Below are 18,043 nucleotides of genomic sequence, written 5' to 3' on the forward strand. Positions count from 1 at the left end.
TTTTCCTCAATTAGAACAGGCGTACGGCTGTTACGAACCCGATCCCAGCCCGCTTTTCGCCCGAAGGGTCGGGAGGATATCGGCCCCTGCGAGCGCGGATTTTCTATGTGGAAACGCTCTCCTCCGAAAGCGCGCCGCGATTACTCCGCGCGGACTTCCATCGTGCCGAGGTTGGTGAACTCGATGCTGTAGAGGTCGCCGGGCTCCATATCGATCGCGGCCGTGATCCCGCCGCTCATCACGAGCTCGCCCTCGCGGAGGTGGTCGTCGACGTCGTCGAGGCGGTCGGCCAGCCACGCGACCGGACGGGCGGGGTTGCCCATAATGTCCGCGCCGAGGCCCGTCGCTTCGACCTCGCCGTTGACCGAGACCGCGACGCCCTCCATTTTCAGGTCGAGATCGGTGACGTCGCGGTGCTGTTCGCCGACGATGACCTTGCCCGCGGAGGTGAGGTCTGCGATCACGTCCTGCGCGGAGGGGATCGACCAGCCCTGGAAGCGGCTCTCCAGGATCTCCACGACGGGGACGACAGCGCGCGTCGCGGCCAGGATGTCCATCGTCGAGACCGGCGGTTCGAGGTCCTCGTCGAGGACGAAGCCGATCTCGGCCTCGATCCGCGGCGAGATCATCTCGTCGACGACGACGGGCTCGTTCTCCAGTACGGTCTCGTGGGCGACGTAGCCGAAGATCGGCTCCGGGATGCCGAGCTGTTCCTGCTTGGCCTCGCTGACGAGGCCGAGCTTGTGACCGACGACCTCCTCGCGGCCGCCCGCGCTGAGTCGGTCGAACACCTCGAACTGGATCTGATACGCCTCCTCGGTGGTGATCTCGGTGTCGTCGCTCAGCGGCGGGATGGGCTCCTTCTCGTCGTAGGCGTCGTAGAGCCGCGTCGCGAGGCTGTCGATTTCGTCCTGACTGAGTGGCATACACTCGCTACGTTCGGTGGTGTACTCATTATACTTTCGACAACGGGTGCGCGCGAGCTTCCGCCGGGTCGAAATCCCCTCACGAGGCGATGGGGTAATGAAACCACTCCCGATTACGTTCGTCCTGATTATTATAATACGTCCCGGATTCCGACAGCGACACCATTTTACTCCCGGGAGCCGTTGATCCGGACGTATGTCAGAAGCCGAGCTGTCCCAGGACATCTCCATCGACGCGTTCTGGAACGCCCTCTACATCGACGGCGAGTGGGAGTCGCCCGGAGACAGAGACCGACTGGACGTGACGAACCCCGCGACCGGCAAGAAAGTCACCGAAGTGCCCGCGGCGACCGCCGAGGACGTCGACCGCGCCTACGAGGCCGCGGTCTCGGCCCAGGAGGAGTGGGAGCAGGTAACCCCCGACGAGCGCGCGGCGGTCGTCCGGCGCGTCGCCGACCTCATCGACGAGTACGAGGCGGAGATCCGAGAGATCCTGGCGGTCGAAAGCGGCGCCGCCAAGCCCCGACAGGACATCGAACACGGCGGGACGGTCACCTTCGTCCACGACGCGGCGTCCTTCGCGTTCCGCGCCTCCGGCGGCCACAACCAATCGAAGATCCCCGGCAAGGAGAACATCATCCAGAAGGAGCCTGTCGGCGTCGTCGGCGTGATCTCGCCGTGGAACGTCCCGCTGAAGCTCTCGATCCGCGCGGTCGCGCCCGCGATCGCGCTCGGCAACAGCGTCGTGCTCAAGCCCGCCCGCGAGACGTCGATCTCCGGCGGCCTGCTCCTGGCGCGGCTCTTCGAAGAGGCCGGCCTCCCCGACGGCGTCCTCAACGTCGTCACCGGCAAGGGCTCGGAGGCCGGCGACCGGGTCGCCGCCCACCCCGACAGCGACGTCATCGCCTTCACGGGCTCGACGCCTGTCGGCCAGCTCGTCGGCCGGAACGCCGTCGACCACTTCGCGTTTCCCGCGCTCGAACTCGGCGGCAACAACCCCCACGTCGTGCTGGAGGACGCCGACCTCGACCAGGCGGTCGCCGCCGGGACCTTCGGCTCCTTCTGGAACCAGGGGCAGGTCTGCATCTCGATCAATCGCCACCTCGTCCACGAGTCGATCTACGACGAGTACGTCGAGCGCCTCGCCGAGCGCGCCGCGGAGTTGGAGATCGGCGACCCGACCGACGACGACGTCGTCATCGGGCCGATCATCAACGAGGCCCAGCGCGACGAGATGATCGAGTACGTCGAGGAGACCCTCGACCAGGGCGCGACCCTCGAAGCCGGCGGCGACTACGAGGACCTCTTCGTCGAGCCGACGGTCCTCTCGGACGCGACGAACGATATGGCCGCCGCCTGCAACGAGCACTTCGGCCCGATCGCGCCCGTCATCCCCTTCTCCGATGATGAGGAGGCGGTCGAGCTCGCCAACGCCACTGAGTACGGCCTCGCGGCCTCCGTCCACTCCGAGGACCGCGGCCGCGCCCGCGACGTCGCCGACCAGATCGACGCCGGGATGGTCCACGTCAACGACCAGACGGTCAACGTCGAGCCGCACGTCCCCTTCGGCGGGATGAAGGACTCGGGGATGGGCCGCTACAACGGCGAGTGGATCATCGACGAGTTCACCGAAGTCAAGTGGACCTCGGTCCAGCGCGAGCCCCGCGAGTACCTGTTCTGAGCGGCGCCATCGGCCGCCGTCCCCGTTCTCCGTTCCTGTTCCCGTCCCCGTCTCCCTTTCCCCGTTCGGGCCCGCCGCCCCACGACTCGCCCGGAGTAAATCGTCGTCTCCCGTACTCGTCTATTCGGCGTCACAGCCGCTGAGATCCTCAGGAATCCCACTCCCGTCCGACCGGGACGCCGTCCCGTAGGCGAAGTTATTTGTACGTCACTTTCGTACCGACCTGTATGTCGTTAGATGCAGCGATCGTCGGTCCGGGTAACATCGGCACCGACCTGATGTACAAGATCCTCGATCGGGGGGAGAACATCGACCTCCAGCGGATGGTCGGGATCTTCCCGGTCGAGGAGAGCGAGGGGTTGCAGGCCGCCGTCGACGAGGGCGTCGACGTCGGGACCGAGGGCATCGACAGCATCAAAGAGCACGCCGACGAGATCGACCTCGTCTTCGAGGCCACGAGCGCGAGCATCCACGAGCAGCACGCGCCGGTCTACGACGAACTCGATCTCTTCGCGGTCGACCTCACGCCGGCGGCCGTCGGTCCCTACACCGTCCCGGTCGTCAACGTCGACGAGGTCGTCGCCGGCGGCCACGAGAACGTGAATATGGTCACCTGCGGCGGCCAGGCAACGATCCCGATCGTCCACGCGGTCGACCGCGTCGCGAGCGTCGAGTACGCGGAGATGACCTCCCACATCGCCTCGAAGAGCGCCGGCCCGGGGACCCGAAAGAACATCGACAAATTCACCCAGACGACCTCGGCCGGGCTGGAGGAGGTTGGCGGCGCCGACGAGGGCAAGGCGATCATCACGCTCAATCCGGCTGAGCCGCCGATTATGATGCGGAACACCGTCTACACGATGGTGGACGGCAGCACCGACGTCGACGAGGTACACGACTCGGTCGACGACGTCGCCGAGGAGGTCCGCTCGGACGTCCCCGGCTACGAGATCACACTCGAACCGACAGTCAAAGACCAAGACGACGTCGCCTTCGACCTCGGCGACTCGGTCATCCTCACCACGATGATCGAAGTCGAGGGCGAGGGCCAGCACCTCCCGCCCTACGCGGGCAACCTCGACATTATGACCAGCGCAGCACTCGGCACGGCGGAGCGCGTCGCAGCAAAATCGGTCGAAGCGGACGTCGCCGGAGGTGTCGGCGATGACTGACGCCGACGTCCGGCTGGTCGACATGACCCTCCGCGACGGGATGCACGCCGTCGACCACCAGTTCACGCCCGAGGAGATGGCCGACGTCGCCGCGGCCCTGGAGGCCGCCGAGATGGACGTCGTGGAGGTCTCCCACGGCGACGGAATGGGCGGCTCCTCGATCAACTACGGCTTCTCTGCGGCCACTACCGAGGAGTACCTCGACGCCGTCGCGCCCGAACTCGACGACACGCGACTGTCGGTGCTGATGCTGCCCGGAATCGGCACGGTCGAAGAGATCGACATGGCGATCGACCGCGGCGCCGATATGTGCCGGATCGCGACCCACGTCACCGAGGCCGACATCTCCGAGGACCACTTCACCAAGGTCAAAGACCGCGGGCTGGAGGCGAACGGCCTGCTGATGCTCTCGCATATGGCCGAGCCAGAGCGCGTCCTCGAAGAGGCCCAGCTGATGGAGGAGTACGGCGCCGACGCCGTCTACGTGATGGACTCCGCGGGCGCGCTCCTGCCGCAGGACGTCCGCGACCGCGTCGGCCTCCTCACCGAGGAACTCGACATCGAGGTCGGCTTCCACGCCCACAACAACCTCGGCCTCGGGATCGGCAACACCCTGGCGGCGCTCGACGAGGGCGCGACGACGGTCGACGGCTGTCTCCGCGGCCTCGGCGCTGGCTCCGGCAACGCCCAGATCGAGGTGCTCGTCGGCGTGTTGGAGAAGGCCGGCTACGACATCAACCCCGACTTCTTCGGCGTGATGGACGCCGCCGAGGACGTCCTCGTGCCGATGATCAACGACGACGAGATGCCCGAACTCGACAACGACTCGCTCATCCTCGGGTACGCGGGCGTGTACTCCTCGTTCCTGCGGCACACGCGCCGCGCGGCCGAGAAGTACGACCTCGACCCCCGCGAGATCCTGATCGAACTCGGCGATATGGAGGTCGTCGGCGGGCAGGAAGACCTCATCACCGACGTCGCCTCGCGGCTGGCAGACGAAAGCGGCGCCGCCGCGGAAGCGGCCGGCGACGACTGATTCGGAGGAAACGGTTCGGTTTTTCTGCTCTCGATCGGCTACAGGTCGTCCCGCGGCTCGACCAGTTCGATCACGTGACCGTCGGGGTCGGTGATGAAGGCGACGCGAGCGCTCGCGCCCGTGGAGTCGAGCGGGCCGCGGAGCAGTTCCGTGTCGGTCTCCTCCTGGAGGCGCTCGACCTCGGCGTCGGTGTCGGAGACCTCGATCGCGAGGTGGTCGAACCGCGCGGTCTGCGGCTCGCCGAGGTCGTGGCCCTCCTTGTGCTTGAACTGGATCTCCGTGTCGCTCTCGCCGCGGACGTAGACGTTCGTGGCGTCGTCGCCGCCGACGAACTCGTTCGTCTTCTCCAGTCCCAGAGCCCCGACGTAGAAGTCGAGCGTCTCCTCGATGTCCGATACCCAGATCGCGCTGTGGATGACGTCCATACCGGAAGGGACGCGGGCGGCGACATAAATTCAGGGGAATCGTCGGCGATGGGACGTACGCTCTCGCCCGCCCGCACCGAGGCCGGACACCAACCTATTTGACGCCCGACGGGGAAGCGAAGGTATGGTCTCGGAAGACACACGCGAGGAGTTGGCAGAAGCGCTCTACCAGGCGCTGCGCGAGCAGTCGCCGATCGACCGGCTCACCGCCGACCACGACCTCTCGATGGCGGACGCCTACGACGTCCAGACGCGCCTGATCGACCGCCGTCTCGACGACGGCGCGGAGATCGTCGGCCACAAGATCGGCCTGACGAGCGACGGCATCCAAGAGCAGCTCGGCGTCGACGAGCCCGACTTCGGCCGCCTGCTCGATACGATGTTCGTCGAGGGGCGGGAGATCCCCGGTGAGGACCTGATCCAGCCGCGGGTCGAGCCCGAGATCGGATTCGTGTTGGAGAAGCCGCTCGAACCGCCGGTGACGTATCTGGACGTGCTCGACGCTACCGGCTCGGTCCTGCCCGTCGTCGAGGTCATCGACAGCCGCGTCCGCGACTGGGACATCCGGATCGAAGACACCATCGCCGACAACGCCTCCTCGGCGCTGTACGTCGCGGGCGAGCGGACTTCGATCCCCGAGAACGACCTCTCCTTGGAGGGCGTGAAGCTCTACAAGAACGGCACGCTCGAATCCTCGGGCGTCGGCGCGGCGGTCCTCGATCACCCCGCGCGCTCCGTCGCGTGGCTCGCGAACACGCTCGACGACCTCGACGAGACGATCGAGGCCGGCCACCTCGTCCTCAGCGGGTCGCTGACGCCCGCGGTCGACCTCGCCCCCGGCGACGTCATCTCCGTCGAGTTCACCTCGATCGGGACGGTCAACGCCCGCCTGAGCGAGTAGCGCGAAAAGCGACTCCTTCTTTTCTTATTCCGTGTACGGGATGCCGTCCATCTCGTACTGCGTGCCGAACCACTGGTGGTCCGACTCGGAGCCGATGCTCTCCTCCCAGACGACGGTCTCCCAGTCGGGCTCGAAGTTCAGGTAGCCGGGGCCGGCGAACAGCTCCAGGCGGATGCCGCTGGCGGGGTCCTTGACGTAGAGGTAGTTCGCGTTCGTGATCGCGTGCTTGCCCGGGCCGCCGTCGATCTCGACGTTGTTCTCCGAGAGGATGTCGGCGGCGTCCCACAGGTCCTGGAGGTGATCGAGGTGGTAGGCGATGTGGTGGAACTCGCGTGTGTCCTCTTCGAGGCGGTGGACCGCGAGGTCGTGCGGCAGCGGCGTCGTGGCGTGCCACCAGCCCCACGTCGTCCCGTCGGCGGACTTGAAGACCTCGTTGAGGCCCATCCCGAACTCCTCTTCGAAGAGTTCGGAGGTCGACTCCGGCGAGCCGTCCTGGACGTGGGCGTGGTCGATCCGCTGGGGGTACACCCGGTTGGCGTACTCGGGGCTGTACCGCCGCATCGGGATGTTCGAGCGCTGCTTCCCGTCGATGTCGGGCTTGTCCATCTCGTAGTAGATCTCGAAGCGGTGGCCCGCGGGGAACTCGAACTGGATCGACTCGCCGATGCCGGCCTCGTGGCTGCCGTCGGTCCAGGTGACGTCCATTCCCAGTTCCTCGAAGCGCTCGGCGAACTCCTCGACGGACTCGGGGTTCTTCGCCCGGAGCCCGATGTGGTCGACGGCGCCCCGCTCGCCTTCAGTCAGGCTCATCGTGTGGTGCTCGTAGTCCCGGAGCCCGCAGAGATACGCCGTGTCGTCGTCGCGCTCGACGACTTTCATCCCCATCAGGTCACGGAAGAACCAAAGCGACTCCTCGAGGTCCGGCGTCTCGAACGCGATATGTCCGAGCTTGGCAAGTTCTGCCATACTGTTACCCGCTTAGCGGTACGGTTATATACTTCTTTCTAAGCGGTACGGGACGATCGCCCGGGGGGGATCGGTCGACGGCGCGTGCTCCGTTCCGAATCAGGCGCGAAAAAGATCTCGTGGCGCCGCTCAGTCGTCGGCGGCCTGTGCGAAGTCCGCGACGAGGGTCTCGGGGACGACGCCGTCGTCGCTCCAGCCGCGGGCCTCGTAGTACTCCTGGATCGAGGATTCGAGGTCCGGGAGGTCGTACGGGAGGCGGTCGTCCTCGATGTCGCGGCCGCGCTGATTGGCGAAGTGTCGTTCGAGGTTCACGATGCGGTCGCCGACCGAAAGCAGGTCCTCGTAGTCCTCGTCGAACAGCGCCTCGAAGATCTCCTCTTCGATAATCCGGCCGATGCCGAACTGACAGACCACGGCGCTGTCGCGGATCGCGTTGCGGTTCTCGTTGTCGATGATGTGCTCGGACTTGCCGGCGGTGCCCTCCGCGGGGATGACGTCGTTGTACTCGTCGATCATCGTCGTCGAGTACATATGGTCGGCGCCGCGGTTGGAGACGGCGTAGGAGAGCCCCTGGCCGTGGACGACGCGGCCCTCGTGGGCGGCGAAGTCCATCCCCTTGACGGTCCAGTTCTCGACCCCGAGGTCCTCGTGGACTCGCTCGATCCCCTCGGCGAGCGTATCGCCGACGCCCTCGCGGTGGGCGATCTTCTCGACGAGTTCGTGGATCAACTCTACGTTTCCGAACTCGTCCTCGCTGGCGAGGTACGCGGCGATGGTGTTACCGCAGGAGATGGTGTCCATCCCGAGGTCGTCGCACATATCGTTCGACTTCATGATGTCGACGATGTCGTCGACGCCGGAGTTGCTCCCGAAGGCCATAATGGTCTCGAACTCCGGCCCCTCGGTTTCGAGGCCGCTCGCGTCGTCGCGGGTGGGGAGCTTGCAGGCGAACGCACAGACCGAACAGGCCGCCTTCTTGTACTTCTTCTCCTCGACGCGGTCGCCGTTGATCTTCTCGGCGTTCTCGAAAGAGAGTTCGGAGTAGTACCGCGTCGGGAGCCCGAAGTTGTCGTTGAGGACCTGCACGAGGTGGGTCGTCCCCTGCCGCCGGAAGATGTCGTCGCTGGTGGCGGCCTGCCGGTGGACGTCCATCTGGATGTCCTCGTTCGGCATCTCGATCTCCGGGGCGGAGTCGCCCTCGAAGGAGATGCACTTGACGTTCTTCGCGCCCATCACGGCGCCGAGGCCGCCGCGCCCGAACGCGCGCTCGTCGTAGGTCATCGCCGACGCGAACCGGACGAGGTTCTCGCCGGCCGGGCCGATCGTCACGAGGTTCTCGCTTTCGAGCCCGTGGCGGTCGTTCATCTCCTCTGTGACCTCGGGGACGGTCGCGCCGGCCAGTTCGGGCACTTCCTCGAACTCGACGCCCTCGTCGGTGACGTGGATCGCCAGCAGCTCGTCGCTCTCGCCCGCGACCTCCACCACCGAGTGGCCCGTGCCGATGAAGTTCCGCGAGAGGTAGCCGCCGGCGTTCGAAGAGAGGAGGCCGTCGGTCAGCGGCGAGAGCCCGGTGAGGTTCATCCGGCCGGTGAAGCTCATATCCGACTGCTGGAGCGGCCCCGACGCGAGGTAGAGCCGGTTCTCCGGGCCGAACGGGTCGGCGTCGAACGGGATCCGGTCGTGCGCCAGCTTCGTCGACACCCCTCGGCCCCCGATGAACGATTCGAGTTCGTCGTCGATGTCCGCGGTCTCGGTCTCCCGAGCGCCCACATCGATCGTCAGCAGCGAACCGCGCGCGTGTAGCATACTACAACGATGCGCGACCCGATACAAAAACTATTCGCAGGGCGGCGAACCGCCGGCGCATCACCCGAAGGCCGCCAGGACGCCGAGCTGGATCGGGACCAGTACGACGATCGTCGCGACCGTGACCGCAGCGACGACGCGGATCAGCTCTCGCGTCTCGACGATGTCGTACGCGAGGATGACGACGAGCACGGCCGACTGATACGGGAAGAACGGCATCTGGAGCGCGACGGCCTCGGTCAGCGTCACCGGTACGACGGGAAGCCCCGCGTTGCCGGCGAAGGCGACGACGACCGGCGTGACGACGCTCGCCGCCGCCAGGCCGCTGATCACGAACAAGAGGAGCACCGTGAACGCGAAGACGATGCCGAGGACGACGACCAACGGCGCGCCGGTCGGCACGACCGCCAGGAGGCGCTCGGCCATCGCCGCGGCGACGCTCGTGCGGGTCATCCCCTCGCCGATCGCGAGCACGGCGGCAATGAAAAAGAGGATCGAGAAGTCGACCTCGCCGACGGCCGCCTCGAAGTCGACGATCCCGACGCCCGGCAGGCACGCCAACAGCGCGACAAGCATCGCGCCGTAGACGGGGTGCAGGCCGTGGAACACGTCTGTCACCCACACGGCCACCCCCGCGAGCAGGAAGACGAGCATCCGGCGTTCCCGACGGCCCATCGCCCGCGCGTCCCGCTCCGGCGGCTCGAACGCCGTCTCGCTCGTCGGCCGATAGAGCGCGTACGCGACGCCGACGATGACGAGCAGGCGCCCGACGCCCATCACCGGAAACAGGAGCGCGAACCACTCGGTCCACGCGATCGACACGCCGGTGATCGACTCGAAGATGCCGAGGACGACGATGTTCGGCGCGCCGCCGGTGAGCACCGCGACGGTCCCGAGGTAGGTGACGAGCACCGGGCCGAAGAAGAGCCCCAGGGAGGCCGCCCGGGAGTCGAACCGCTCGCCGACTTCGAGCGCCACGGGCGCCAGCACCAGCACGCGGACGATCCCGGCAGGGATCACGAGCACCAAGAACAGCCCGGCCGTCGAGAGGCCGAAGAGCAGCCGCCGGTACGTCCGCACCGGCGCCTCGGCGGCCGCGGGGGGCGTGAGTCGGTGGACGATCCGGCCGCTCGCCCACTCCGCCAGCCCGCTCCGCCGCGTCGCCTCGCCCATCACGAGCCCGAAGGCGATCAGCCAGATAGCCGGCGAGCGGAAGCCGACGAGCGCCAGCTCCAGGGAGAACGCCAGTCCGAGCAGCCCCAGGCAGACGACGCCGGTGTAGGCGGGCGAGACGACGTTGCCGATCCACAGCGCGATACAGAGCGTCGTGATCGCGAGCATCGTCGCGCCTGCCGGATCGAACGGCGCCATCGCCCGCACTCCGACCGCGGCCGCGATCCCGATCGGGACCGAGAGGGCGGACGGCGAAAGGGACGGTCGGCCGACTGCTGCCATCAGCCGCCGCCTCCCGTGTCGCCGCCGTCCCGTGCTTGCACGGGCCACCCAACGGCGATCAGGGGTATAGGTGTTGGGTCCGGCGGGACCGATTCGCCTCCGCATCCGCCCGGCACTGTTCAGATAAGATCGAAAAGTGAGGCGGTCGTAGTTCGTTGGTGCCTATGCAAGAACCGGACCGCCTCACCGGAGGTAGCGACTTTCCAGAGTTAGGTTTTGTGGAGCGAGAGGCGACACCCGAGTCGGCAATGAAGCTGGGTATCCAACTGCATTTGGCGGGATTATCGCTGTCGGATACCGTCTCTGTTCTTGCAAGCCTGGGTGTCGATCGGTGTCGTTCGACCGTTCACAACTGGGTTCAGAAGGCAGACCTACAGCCTGCCGAGGGACAGAATCCGAATTACGTCGCGGTTGATGAGACTGTAATTCGAGTGAATGACCAGCGCTACTGGCTGTTTGCGGCGGTCGATCCCGACACGACTCGCCTGCTGCACGTGCGACTATTCCCGACCAGGACCCAAGCGCTGACCGAGATGTTCCTTGCGGAACTCCGCGAGAAACATCTCGTTTCCGACGCGATCTTCCTGGTCGATGGCGCACCCTGGCTCCAGGCGGCCTGTCACCGCCACTCGCTCCGATTCCAACACGTCACCCACGGGAATCGGAATGCCATCGAACGCGTGTTTAAAGAGCTGAAACGCCGAACTGAGGCGTTTGCAAACCACTTCAGACACGCCGATCCGAACACTGCAGAAGCGTGGCTCCAAGCATTCGCCGTCTGCTTCAATCAGCTAATCTGAACAATGCCCATCCGCCCGACACGAACGTTTATGATGGTAGTCGCTGTCGACCGTTATATCCGGACACACACGTCCCACGCAGGAACGTCTCACGCCTATGCTTCCCCCACATTCGCCCGACCGATCCGCGGACCGCACCGTCGCCGAATCGATGCTCCTGTCGCTCGCCGAGTGCGGCGTGGAGTACGTCTTCGCCAACTTCGGCACCGACCACACGCCCTTCATCGAGGCCCACGCCCGACTGCGCGAGGAGGGCGAGCAACTCCCCGAGATCGTCGTCTGCCCCCACGAGTTCGTCGCGCTCTCGGCGGCGCACGGGTACGCCGTCGCGACCGGCGAGCCGCAGGCGGTCCTGGTCCACGTCGACGTCGGCACGCAGAACCTCGGAGCGGCGATGCACAACGCCCACCGCGCGAACGCGCCGGTGCTCGTCGTCGCCGGGCTCTCGCCGGTCTCGGACGCGGGCTATCCCGGCTCGCGGGACAACCCTATCCACTACGCCCAGGACGTGTTCGATCAGGCCTCGATCGTCGAGGAGTACTGCCGCTGGACGGGCGAGTACCGCGTCCCCGCGGACCCCCGTGAGATGATCCGTCGCGCGCTCTCCCGGACCGTCGGCACGCCGTCGGGGCCGGCGTACCTCACCGCCGCCCGCGAGGCGCTCGAAGCCCCCGATCCCACCGGCCCCGGTGGTTCGGACGACAGCGACGCCGACGTCCGACCGGTCCGAAAGACGCGGCCGGCCGCGCCCGATGACGCGGCGCTGGCACCGATCGAAGAGCGACTCCGGGCGGCAGAGCGGCCGCTCGTCGTCACGAGCAACGGCGTGGGACCGACCGGCGACCCCGACCTCGACGCGCTCGTGGACTTCGCGGAGGCGGTCGGCGCGGGGGTCGTCGAGCACGTCCCCCACGTCCTCTGCTTCCCGCGGGATCACGAACTCCACGTCGGCTACGACCCGAGCGGGCCCGTCCGGGAGTGCGACCTGCTCGTCGTCGCCGAGTCCGACGTCCCCTGGGTGCCCTCCCAGGTCGAGATCCCCGCGGATCTCGACGTCGTCCAGATCGACACCGATCCCGGGAAAGGGACCTACCCGCACTGGCCCTTCGAGGTCGACGAGGCGGTGCTGGCCGACCCGGCCGCCGCGCTCCGCCGGCTCGCAGAGCGCCTCGCCGACACCGACGCGGGGGGCGACGGCGAAGCGTGGCGGGAGCGGCACCGCGAACGCCGCGAAGAGGCCACCGCGCGCGTCGAGCGGGCCCGAGCGGACGACCGACTAGACGCGAGAGTGCTCTCGGCGGCCATCGCCGACTACGTCGACGGCGACACCGTCGTCCTCCAGGGCACCACGACGAACCGCGTCCCCGCGCTCGAACACATCCCGCAGTCCGAGCCGGGGACGTTCTTCTGGCGCGGCGGGGCCGGCCTCGGCTGGGCGGTCCCGGGCGGGATCGGCGCGAAGCTCGCCGATCCCGAAACGCGGGTCATCTCCCTCGTCGGCGACGGCGGCTACCTGTTCAGCAATCCCGCCGCGAGCGTCCTCGCGGCGAACAACGCCGACGCGCCGACCCTGAGCGTGATCTACCACAACGACGGCTGGGAGGCCGTCCGGCGGGCCACCCGGAAGCAACACGAAACGGGCGCGGCCGCGGCCCAGGGCGTCCCCGAGGGCGACTACGGCGAGACGATCGACCTCTCGCGCATCGCGACGATCAGCGACGCACACGCCCGCCGGGTCGACGATCTCGACTCCCTCGACGACGCGCTGGACACGGCGGTCGCGGCCGTCGACGGAGGGCAGGACGCGGTTCTGGACGTTCGACTCGATCCGAAAGATTGATTTTCTATGTGAAAACGATATCAAGTGAACAAATATCTAATAACATAATTTTAACCCAGTAGTATTAATCGTATATTGTCTTTAGACGGAGAAAAGATGACAATTCTCCTCATAAATTTGGTCATATGGTTTATTGTATTATTCGATATGTCACAATATTCGAAACCGGGGCGAATTCATAATGGACGATTGCGACGATAACAGATGTACCGGTGTTCGGAATCTGCAAACGAATCCCTGAATCTCCGGAAGATCTTGTGTGGGCGATTTTCCACGGAAAAACGGAAGTTTCACCCGAGCCTACTCGATCACTCGGTCACTCGGACTCCTTCGGCGTCGGGACGCCACTCCATCACGCGTTCGTGGAGGGGCGCGAGGACGCCGTACTCGACGACGATCAGGAAGACGACGAAGATGATGAGCCAACTCATCATCGTGGGGAGGTCGTACTGGTCGAAGTACCGGCGGAACATGAAGCCGACGCCCCGGGTCAGCAGGAACGCCTCGACGAGCAGGGTGATCTTCCAGCCGATCGACAGCGCCGAGCGGAAGCTCGCGAACAGGAACGGCGCGAGCTGCGGGACGATGATGTCGGTGAACATCTGCACGCGATCGGCGCCGAAGAACTCGGCCATCTCCGCGAGGTCCGAATCGAGGTTCCGAGCGCCCTCCCACATATTCAGCGCCACGAACGGGGTGATGACGACCGGCACCGCGAAGAATCCGCTGCTCGCGTCGAAGCCGATCCAGATCGCCGACAGAAAGACGATCACGAGCGAGGGAACCGCGAGCCACGCGTAGATCCACGTCGAGATCGTGCTCTCCAGGGTCTCGCTTCGACCGAGTGCGATCCCCAGGAGCGTCCCGACGATCATCGAGACGATGAGCGAGGCGAAGAGCATCTCGATGGTCTTCCAGACGTGGTAGTAGAACATATGGTCGTACGGGCCGGGCGTCGTCAGTACGGTGACCAGCGAGTCTATGGTCTCGGGGAGTCCCGGCAGTACCTCCGGATACGCGACGCCGCCGGCGTACCAGATGACGAGCAGGACGACGATCGACGCGATGCTGTAGCCGAGCCGTTTTACCCGGTCCATCTCACTCCACCACGTGCTCGTGGAACTCTCTGTACAGCTCCGCCTCGCGCTGGGCGATCTCGGGGTCGTCGTACTGTCGCGGACGGTCGATGCTGACGTCCCGTCGCGCGAACATCTTGCCGTTCGAGTTCATCATATAGATGTAGTCCGAGAGGAACACCGCCTCGTTGATGTCGTGGGTGACGAAGAGGACGGTCTTCTGTTCCTGCTTCCAGATGTCGAGCAACTCCTCGCGGAGATCGCGGGCGGTGATCTCGTCGAGGCTGCTGAAGGGCTCGTCCATCAGGATGATCTCGGGTTCGATCGCGAGCGCGCGGGCGATGGCGACGCGCTGTTTCATCCCGCCGGAGAGCCGCGTCGGGTAGTTGTCCCCCTCCTCGTCGAGATTAACCATCTCCAGGTAGCGGGCGACTCGGTCGTCCCACTCCGACTCGGGGACGCCCCGGGCTTCGAGCGCGAACTCGATGTTGCCTGCGACGGTTTTCCAGTCCAGCAGACGGGGTTCCTGGAAGATGTACCCGAGCGAGAGATCGTCCGGTGAGACGTCGCGGCCGCCGCGTCGCATCGTCCCCTCGTTCGGTTCGACGAGCCCCGAGACCACGTTCATCAACGTGGTCTTTCCACAACCGGAGGGGCCGAGCAGTGAGACGAACGCGCCGGCCTCGACGTCGAGGTCGACCTCGTCGAGGACCTGAATACGACCCTGTCCGGGCTTGGGATAGTATTTGACGATGTCGCGTAGTTCCAGCGTGTCGCCCCCCGTATCGGATGGCGCTGCCGATACAGATTCCTCTTCGGCGGCCGTCATCGTCGTTCCCCCTCGTCCCACAGGAGAAGAACTGCGCGGGGATGATGTCGGAACATAGATCGTGTGAACGATTAGCGAAAGACGTGAGTAATATAATAATCTTTCCATAGCGGCGGGACGGATCGCCTCCGTCCCGCCCGCGAGAAATCTCCGGACCCGACGAAATCTATCCATCATAAACGTTCCCGGTATTTTTATATGTGTAGACTGACGTGGTCGTTGTATGCAACGTGTTACCAGAAGGCGGTTTATCGCCGGTACAGGTGCAGCAGGCGTCGCTGGACTCGCCGGCTGTAGCGGGGGCAACGGAAACGGCGGCAGCACGGACACCGAGTCCGGCGGCGACAGCGACGGCGGCTCGTCTGGCACGACTGCGGGGTCGTCCGACGGGGGGCTCACGTCGGTCCGGATCCTCCTCCCCGAGGGGACGATTCACTATCCGATGTACGAGGCCGCCACCGACGCGGGGGTCTTCGAGGACGAGGGCATCGACCTGACGGTCGATTACGCACCGTTCGGCGCACAGGTCCAGTCGCTCACAGGCGGCGAGGTCGACGTCAATATGGTGTCGATGATGCCGTACGTGAGCAACTACCTCAAAGGCGAAGACCTGGTCACGTTCGGCTGGAACGGCTGCCTCCAGTGCATTAACGGCTTGTACACGCGCGCGAGCAGCGATTACCAGTCGACCGCCGACCTCGAAGGCCAGCGGATCGGTGTCTGGTCGTGGGGCTCTTCGACCGTCCAGTCGTATCAGGCGGTCGTAGCCGAGGAGTCGGGTCTCCGCCTCCGTCAGGACTTCGAGACGACGACGGCGGCGCCGCCGGCCCTGCTCGGTCTGCTCACGGACGAGCAGGTCGACGGAGTGATCAACGTCAGCGGCCTCACGATCACGATGGAGGCCCAGCCCGACACCTACCGCCGCCTCTCACAGCTGAACGCGATGTGGCGCGAACGGGCCGGATACACGCTCCCCCTCACCGCGTGGTTCACGTACTCCGACTGGTACGAGAACAACACCGAGACCGCCGCGGGGCTGCTCCGCGGGGCGGAGGCGGCGACGACTCACTGGCGTGAGAACACCGCCTCGATCCTCGAAGAGTACGGCGAGACCGCCTCGGTCGACACCCAAGCGAAGATCGACGTTGTCGACGAGTGGGCCAACGACGGGCAGGTGTTCCGCGGCGGCTGGGAGTCGGGCTACACCGACGCCAACTGGGACTTCATCAATCTGATGAACGAGTACGAGTTCGTCAGCGAAGTGCCCTCGCAGGACGAACTGCTCCGGAATCCGCTGTAACAGCCGCCTCGACGTCTCTCTATGAACTCTTACATCACCGATCGAAACCTCGGCAAGAAGGCCCTCGTCGCGGTCGCCCTGCTGGCGGCCTGGCAGCTTGCCGCGCAGTTCTTCGCGTACTACGTCTTCCCGAGCGTCCCGGAGCTTCTCACCGCCACGCGGACGGTCATCACGGACCCGCAGTTCGGGACGTACCGAAGCAACATCTTCGACACGTTCCGCCGGCTGCTGGCCGGCTTTGCCATCTCGGTGGTCGTCGGCGCGATCGTCGGGACTGCGATGGGACTCCGCGACGACGTCGAGGCGTTCCTCCGGTCGTGGATCGTCCTCGGCCTGTCGGTGCCGGCTATCGCGGTCGCGTTCGCGCTCATCATCGCCATCGGAATCTCCGAGTGGGTGCCGGTGTTGACGGTCGTGATCGTGGGCGTGCCCTTCGTCATCCTCAATATGTGGGAGGGGACTCAGGAGCTCGATCCGGAGATCACCGAGATGGCGGAGTTCTTCGGCGCGAGCACGCTCCAGAAGTACCGCGACATCCTCCTGCCGCAGGTGCTCGAATACCTCTTTCCCTCGATGTACTGGGGCCTCGTGGTCTCCTGGAAGGTCCTCTTCATCGCGGAGGTCTTCGGCGCGGGCTCGGGCGTCGGCTACATGGTCAACTACTGGTTCCAACAGCAGCGCGTCGACCTGCTCTTGGGCTGGGTGCTCATCCCCGTCTTACTCATCATCCTCGCTCAGGAGGGCCTCCGGGCCGCCGAGCACCGACTGATGAAGTGGCGGTGAGGCTCGCATTCGATGTCAACTCCGAGATTCTTTTCGACGCTCGCGATGCGTGATCCGATAGCCGACGGTTCCGGTGTCCGAACGATCGAGTCGGCTCGTTCGTCCGAGCCGAAACGCGGGGAGGATCGACGATGACGCCAGCGCTCGGCGGCGACGTGCTCAGTACGGGCATCCTACTCGCGGTGCTCGGCGCGGTCGCGCTCGCGGTCCAGTCGCTGTCGATCCGCTACGGCACGATCACGAGCGACTCCTCGGACGCGCTGGTGATCGTGCTCGCGGTCAACGTCCTCGCGCTGGTCCCGGCGGCGTTCCTCCTCGGCTCGCCGCTCGAAGAGCTCACGCTTCGGTCGCTCGCCGCCTTCACCGCGGCGGGGTTGCTCGGGACGATGGTGGGCCGAGCGATGCACTTCGAGGGAATCAAGCGGATCGGCTCCAGCCGGGCCGAGCCGATCAAGGCCTCCCAGCCGCTCCACGCCTCGCTCGTCGCCGTCCTCGTCCTCGGCGAGATCGTCTCTGCCGGCCACCTGCTCTCGATGGTCGCCATCGTCGCCGGCATCGCGATCATCACCTACGAACACGGCAGCGGCGGCCAGGCGTCCGACGACGCGGGGTACGTCGGCCTGGCGTTCCCCTTCGCCGCGGCGTTCTGTTACGGGATCGAACCGACGTTCGCGAAGCTCGGCTTCGCCGAGGGCGCGGCCGTGCTGACGGGGCTGACGGTGAAGACCGTCAGCGCGGGGCTCGGCTTCCTGATCTACCTGTGGTGGACGCAGGGGATCCCGGACCCGCGGGGGATCGAGCGCCGAGAGTTCCCCTGGCTCGTGGGCGCGGGCGTCGCGAACACGGTGTTCCTGCTCGGCTACTACGGCGCCCTAGAGCTGGAGCCGGTCTCGCTCGTCGTGCCGCTGGTGCAGTCGAGCCCGCTCGTCGTTATTCTGCTCTCGATCCTCTTCGTGAGCGACGACCTCGAACGGATCACCCCCCGACTGGTGATGGGCGCCCTCGTCGCAGTCGGCGGTGCGATCGGCGTGACGCTCCTGAGCTGAG

At 66.0% G+C, this 18,043-nt stretch carries 16 protein-coding genes; 9 read left to right on the top strand and 7 right to left on the bottom strand.

All coding sequences use genetic code 11. From position 1 onward, the window contains the following. Positions 1-140: 140 nt before the first annotated feature. Positions 141-926, bottom strand: a complete 786-nt coding sequence (locus tag OS889_RS07885; RefSeq protein WP_372388784.1) for a 2-keto-4-pentenoate hydratase — start codon at positions 924-926, stop codon at positions 141-143. A 196-nt stretch (positions 927-1,122) separates the two neighbouring features. Here OS889_RS07885 and OS889_RS07890 point away from each other — a divergent pair, with 196 nt between their 5' ends. The 3 genes from OS889_RS07890 to dmpG all read left to right on the top strand — a co-directional run bounded on the left by OS889_RS07890 (position 1,123) and on the right by dmpG (position 4,815). Continuing rightward, on the top strand, positions 1,123-2,607 hold the full coding sequence (locus OS889_RS07890; RefSeq protein WP_372388785.1) for an aldehyde dehydrogenase family protein: 1,485 nt from the start codon (positions 1,123-1,125) through the stop codon (positions 2,605-2,607). Between the two features lie 227 nt (positions 2,608-2,834). Continuing rightward, positions 2,835-3,779 carry an acetaldehyde dehydrogenase (acetylating) gene (locus tag OS889_RS07895; protein WP_372388787.1) on the top strand — a complete coding sequence of 315 codons (945 nt, stop codon included), beginning with the start codon at positions 2,835-2,837 and terminating at the stop codon, positions 3,777-3,779. Beyond that, positions 3,772-4,815 carry a 4-hydroxy-2-oxovalerate aldolase gene (dmpG, locus tag OS889_RS07900; protein ID WP_372388789.1) on the top strand — a complete coding sequence of 348 codons (1,044 nt, stop codon included), beginning with the start codon at positions 3,772-3,774 and terminating at the stop codon, positions 4,813-4,815. Before OS889_RS07895 ends, dmpG begins: the two co-directional genes overlap by 8 nt. Before the next feature lie 38 nt (positions 4,816-4,853). On the opposite strand, the gene OS889_RS07905 is transcribed toward dmpG, so the two are convergent. Further along, a complete protein-coding gene (locus tag OS889_RS07905; protein ID WP_372388790.1) occupies positions 4,854-5,240 on the bottom strand; it encodes a VOC family protein in 387 nt (128 codons plus the stop codon). Positions 5,241-5,364: 124 nt separating this feature from the next. Here OS889_RS07905 and OS889_RS07910 point away from each other — a divergent pair, with 124 nt between their 5' ends. Further along, complete coding sequence (locus tag OS889_RS07910) at positions 5,365-6,141, top strand: 2-keto-4-pentenoate hydratase (protein WP_372388792.1); 777 nt, start codon at positions 5,365-5,367, stop codon at positions 6,139-6,141. A gap of 24 nt (positions 6,142-6,165) precedes the next feature. On the opposite strand, the gene OS889_RS07915 is transcribed toward OS889_RS07910, so the two are convergent. From OS889_RS07915 to OS889_RS07925, 3 genes are all read right to left on the bottom strand, one after another. Further along, entirely contained in the window at positions 6,166-7,107 is a 942-nt protein-coding gene (locus tag OS889_RS07915; RefSeq protein ID WP_372388794.1) for a VOC family protein, read from the bottom strand. 129 nt (positions 7,108-7,236) lie between these two features. Then, complete coding sequence (locus OS889_RS07920) at positions 7,237-8,913, bottom strand: aldehyde ferredoxin oxidoreductase family protein (RefSeq protein ID WP_372388796.1); 1,677 nt, start codon at positions 8,911-8,913, stop codon at positions 7,237-7,239. 60 nt (positions 8,914-8,973) lie between these two features. After that, positions 8,974-10,368, bottom strand: a complete 1,395-nt coding sequence (locus OS889_RS07925; RefSeq protein WP_372388797.1) for an SLC13 family permease — start codon at positions 10,366-10,368, stop codon at positions 8,974-8,976. Positions 10,369-10,532: 164 nt separating this feature from the next. Here OS889_RS07925 and OS889_RS07930 point away from each other — a divergent pair, with 164 nt between their 5' ends. Both OS889_RS07930 and OS889_RS07935 read left to right on the top strand, forming a co-directional pair. Further along, a complete protein-coding gene (locus tag OS889_RS07930; protein ID WP_372388799.1) occupies positions 10,533-11,168 on the top strand; it encodes an IS6 family transposase in 636 nt (211 codons plus the stop codon). A gap of 97 nt (positions 11,169-11,265) precedes the next feature. Beyond that, positions 11,266-13,008, top strand: a complete 1,743-nt coding sequence (locus OS889_RS07935; protein WP_372388800.1) for a thiamine pyrophosphate-requiring protein — start codon at positions 11,266-11,268, stop codon at positions 13,006-13,008. 308 nt (positions 13,009-13,316) lie between these two features. Here the strand turns inward: OS889_RS07935 and OS889_RS07940 are convergent, their stop codons facing one another. Beyond that, positions 13,317-14,105 (bottom strand): ABC transporter permease, encoded by a 789-nt coding sequence (locus tag OS889_RS07940; RefSeq protein WP_372388802.1) that lies wholly within the window; start codon positions 14,103-14,105, stop codon positions 13,317-13,319. A 1-nt stretch (position 14,106) separates the two neighbouring features. Continuing rightward, positions 14,107-14,913, bottom strand: coding sequence for an ABC transporter ATP-binding protein (locus OS889_RS07945; RefSeq protein WP_372388804.1), 807 nt, complete (start codon positions 14,911-14,913; stop codon positions 14,107-14,109). A gap of 223 nt (positions 14,914-15,136) precedes the next feature. On the opposite strand from OS889_RS07945, the gene OS889_RS07950 reads away from it, so the two are divergent. From OS889_RS07950 to OS889_RS07960, 3 genes are all read left to right on the top strand, one after another. After that, on the top strand, positions 15,137-16,213 hold the full coding sequence (locus tag OS889_RS07950) for an ABC transporter substrate-binding protein (RefSeq protein ID WP_372388806.1): 1,077 nt from the start codon (positions 15,137-15,139) through the stop codon (positions 16,211-16,213). A 21-nt stretch (positions 16,214-16,234) separates the two neighbouring features. Continuing rightward, a complete protein-coding gene (locus OS889_RS07955) occupies positions 16,235-16,996 on the top strand; it encodes an ABC transporter permease (protein WP_372388808.1) in 762 nt (253 codons plus the stop codon). A gap of 131 nt (positions 16,997-17,127) precedes the next feature. Next, entirely contained in the window at positions 17,128-18,042 is a 915-nt protein-coding gene (locus OS889_RS07960) for an EamA family transporter (protein ID WP_372388810.1), read from the top strand. The last annotated feature ends 1 nt before the right edge of the window (position 18,043 follow it).

It is taken from the genome of Halobellus sp. MBLA0158 (assembly GCF_041477585.1).
Classification (GTDB): domain Archaea; phylum Halobacteriota; class Halobacteria; order Halobacteriales; family Haloferacaceae; genus Haloquadratum; species Haloquadratum rubicundus.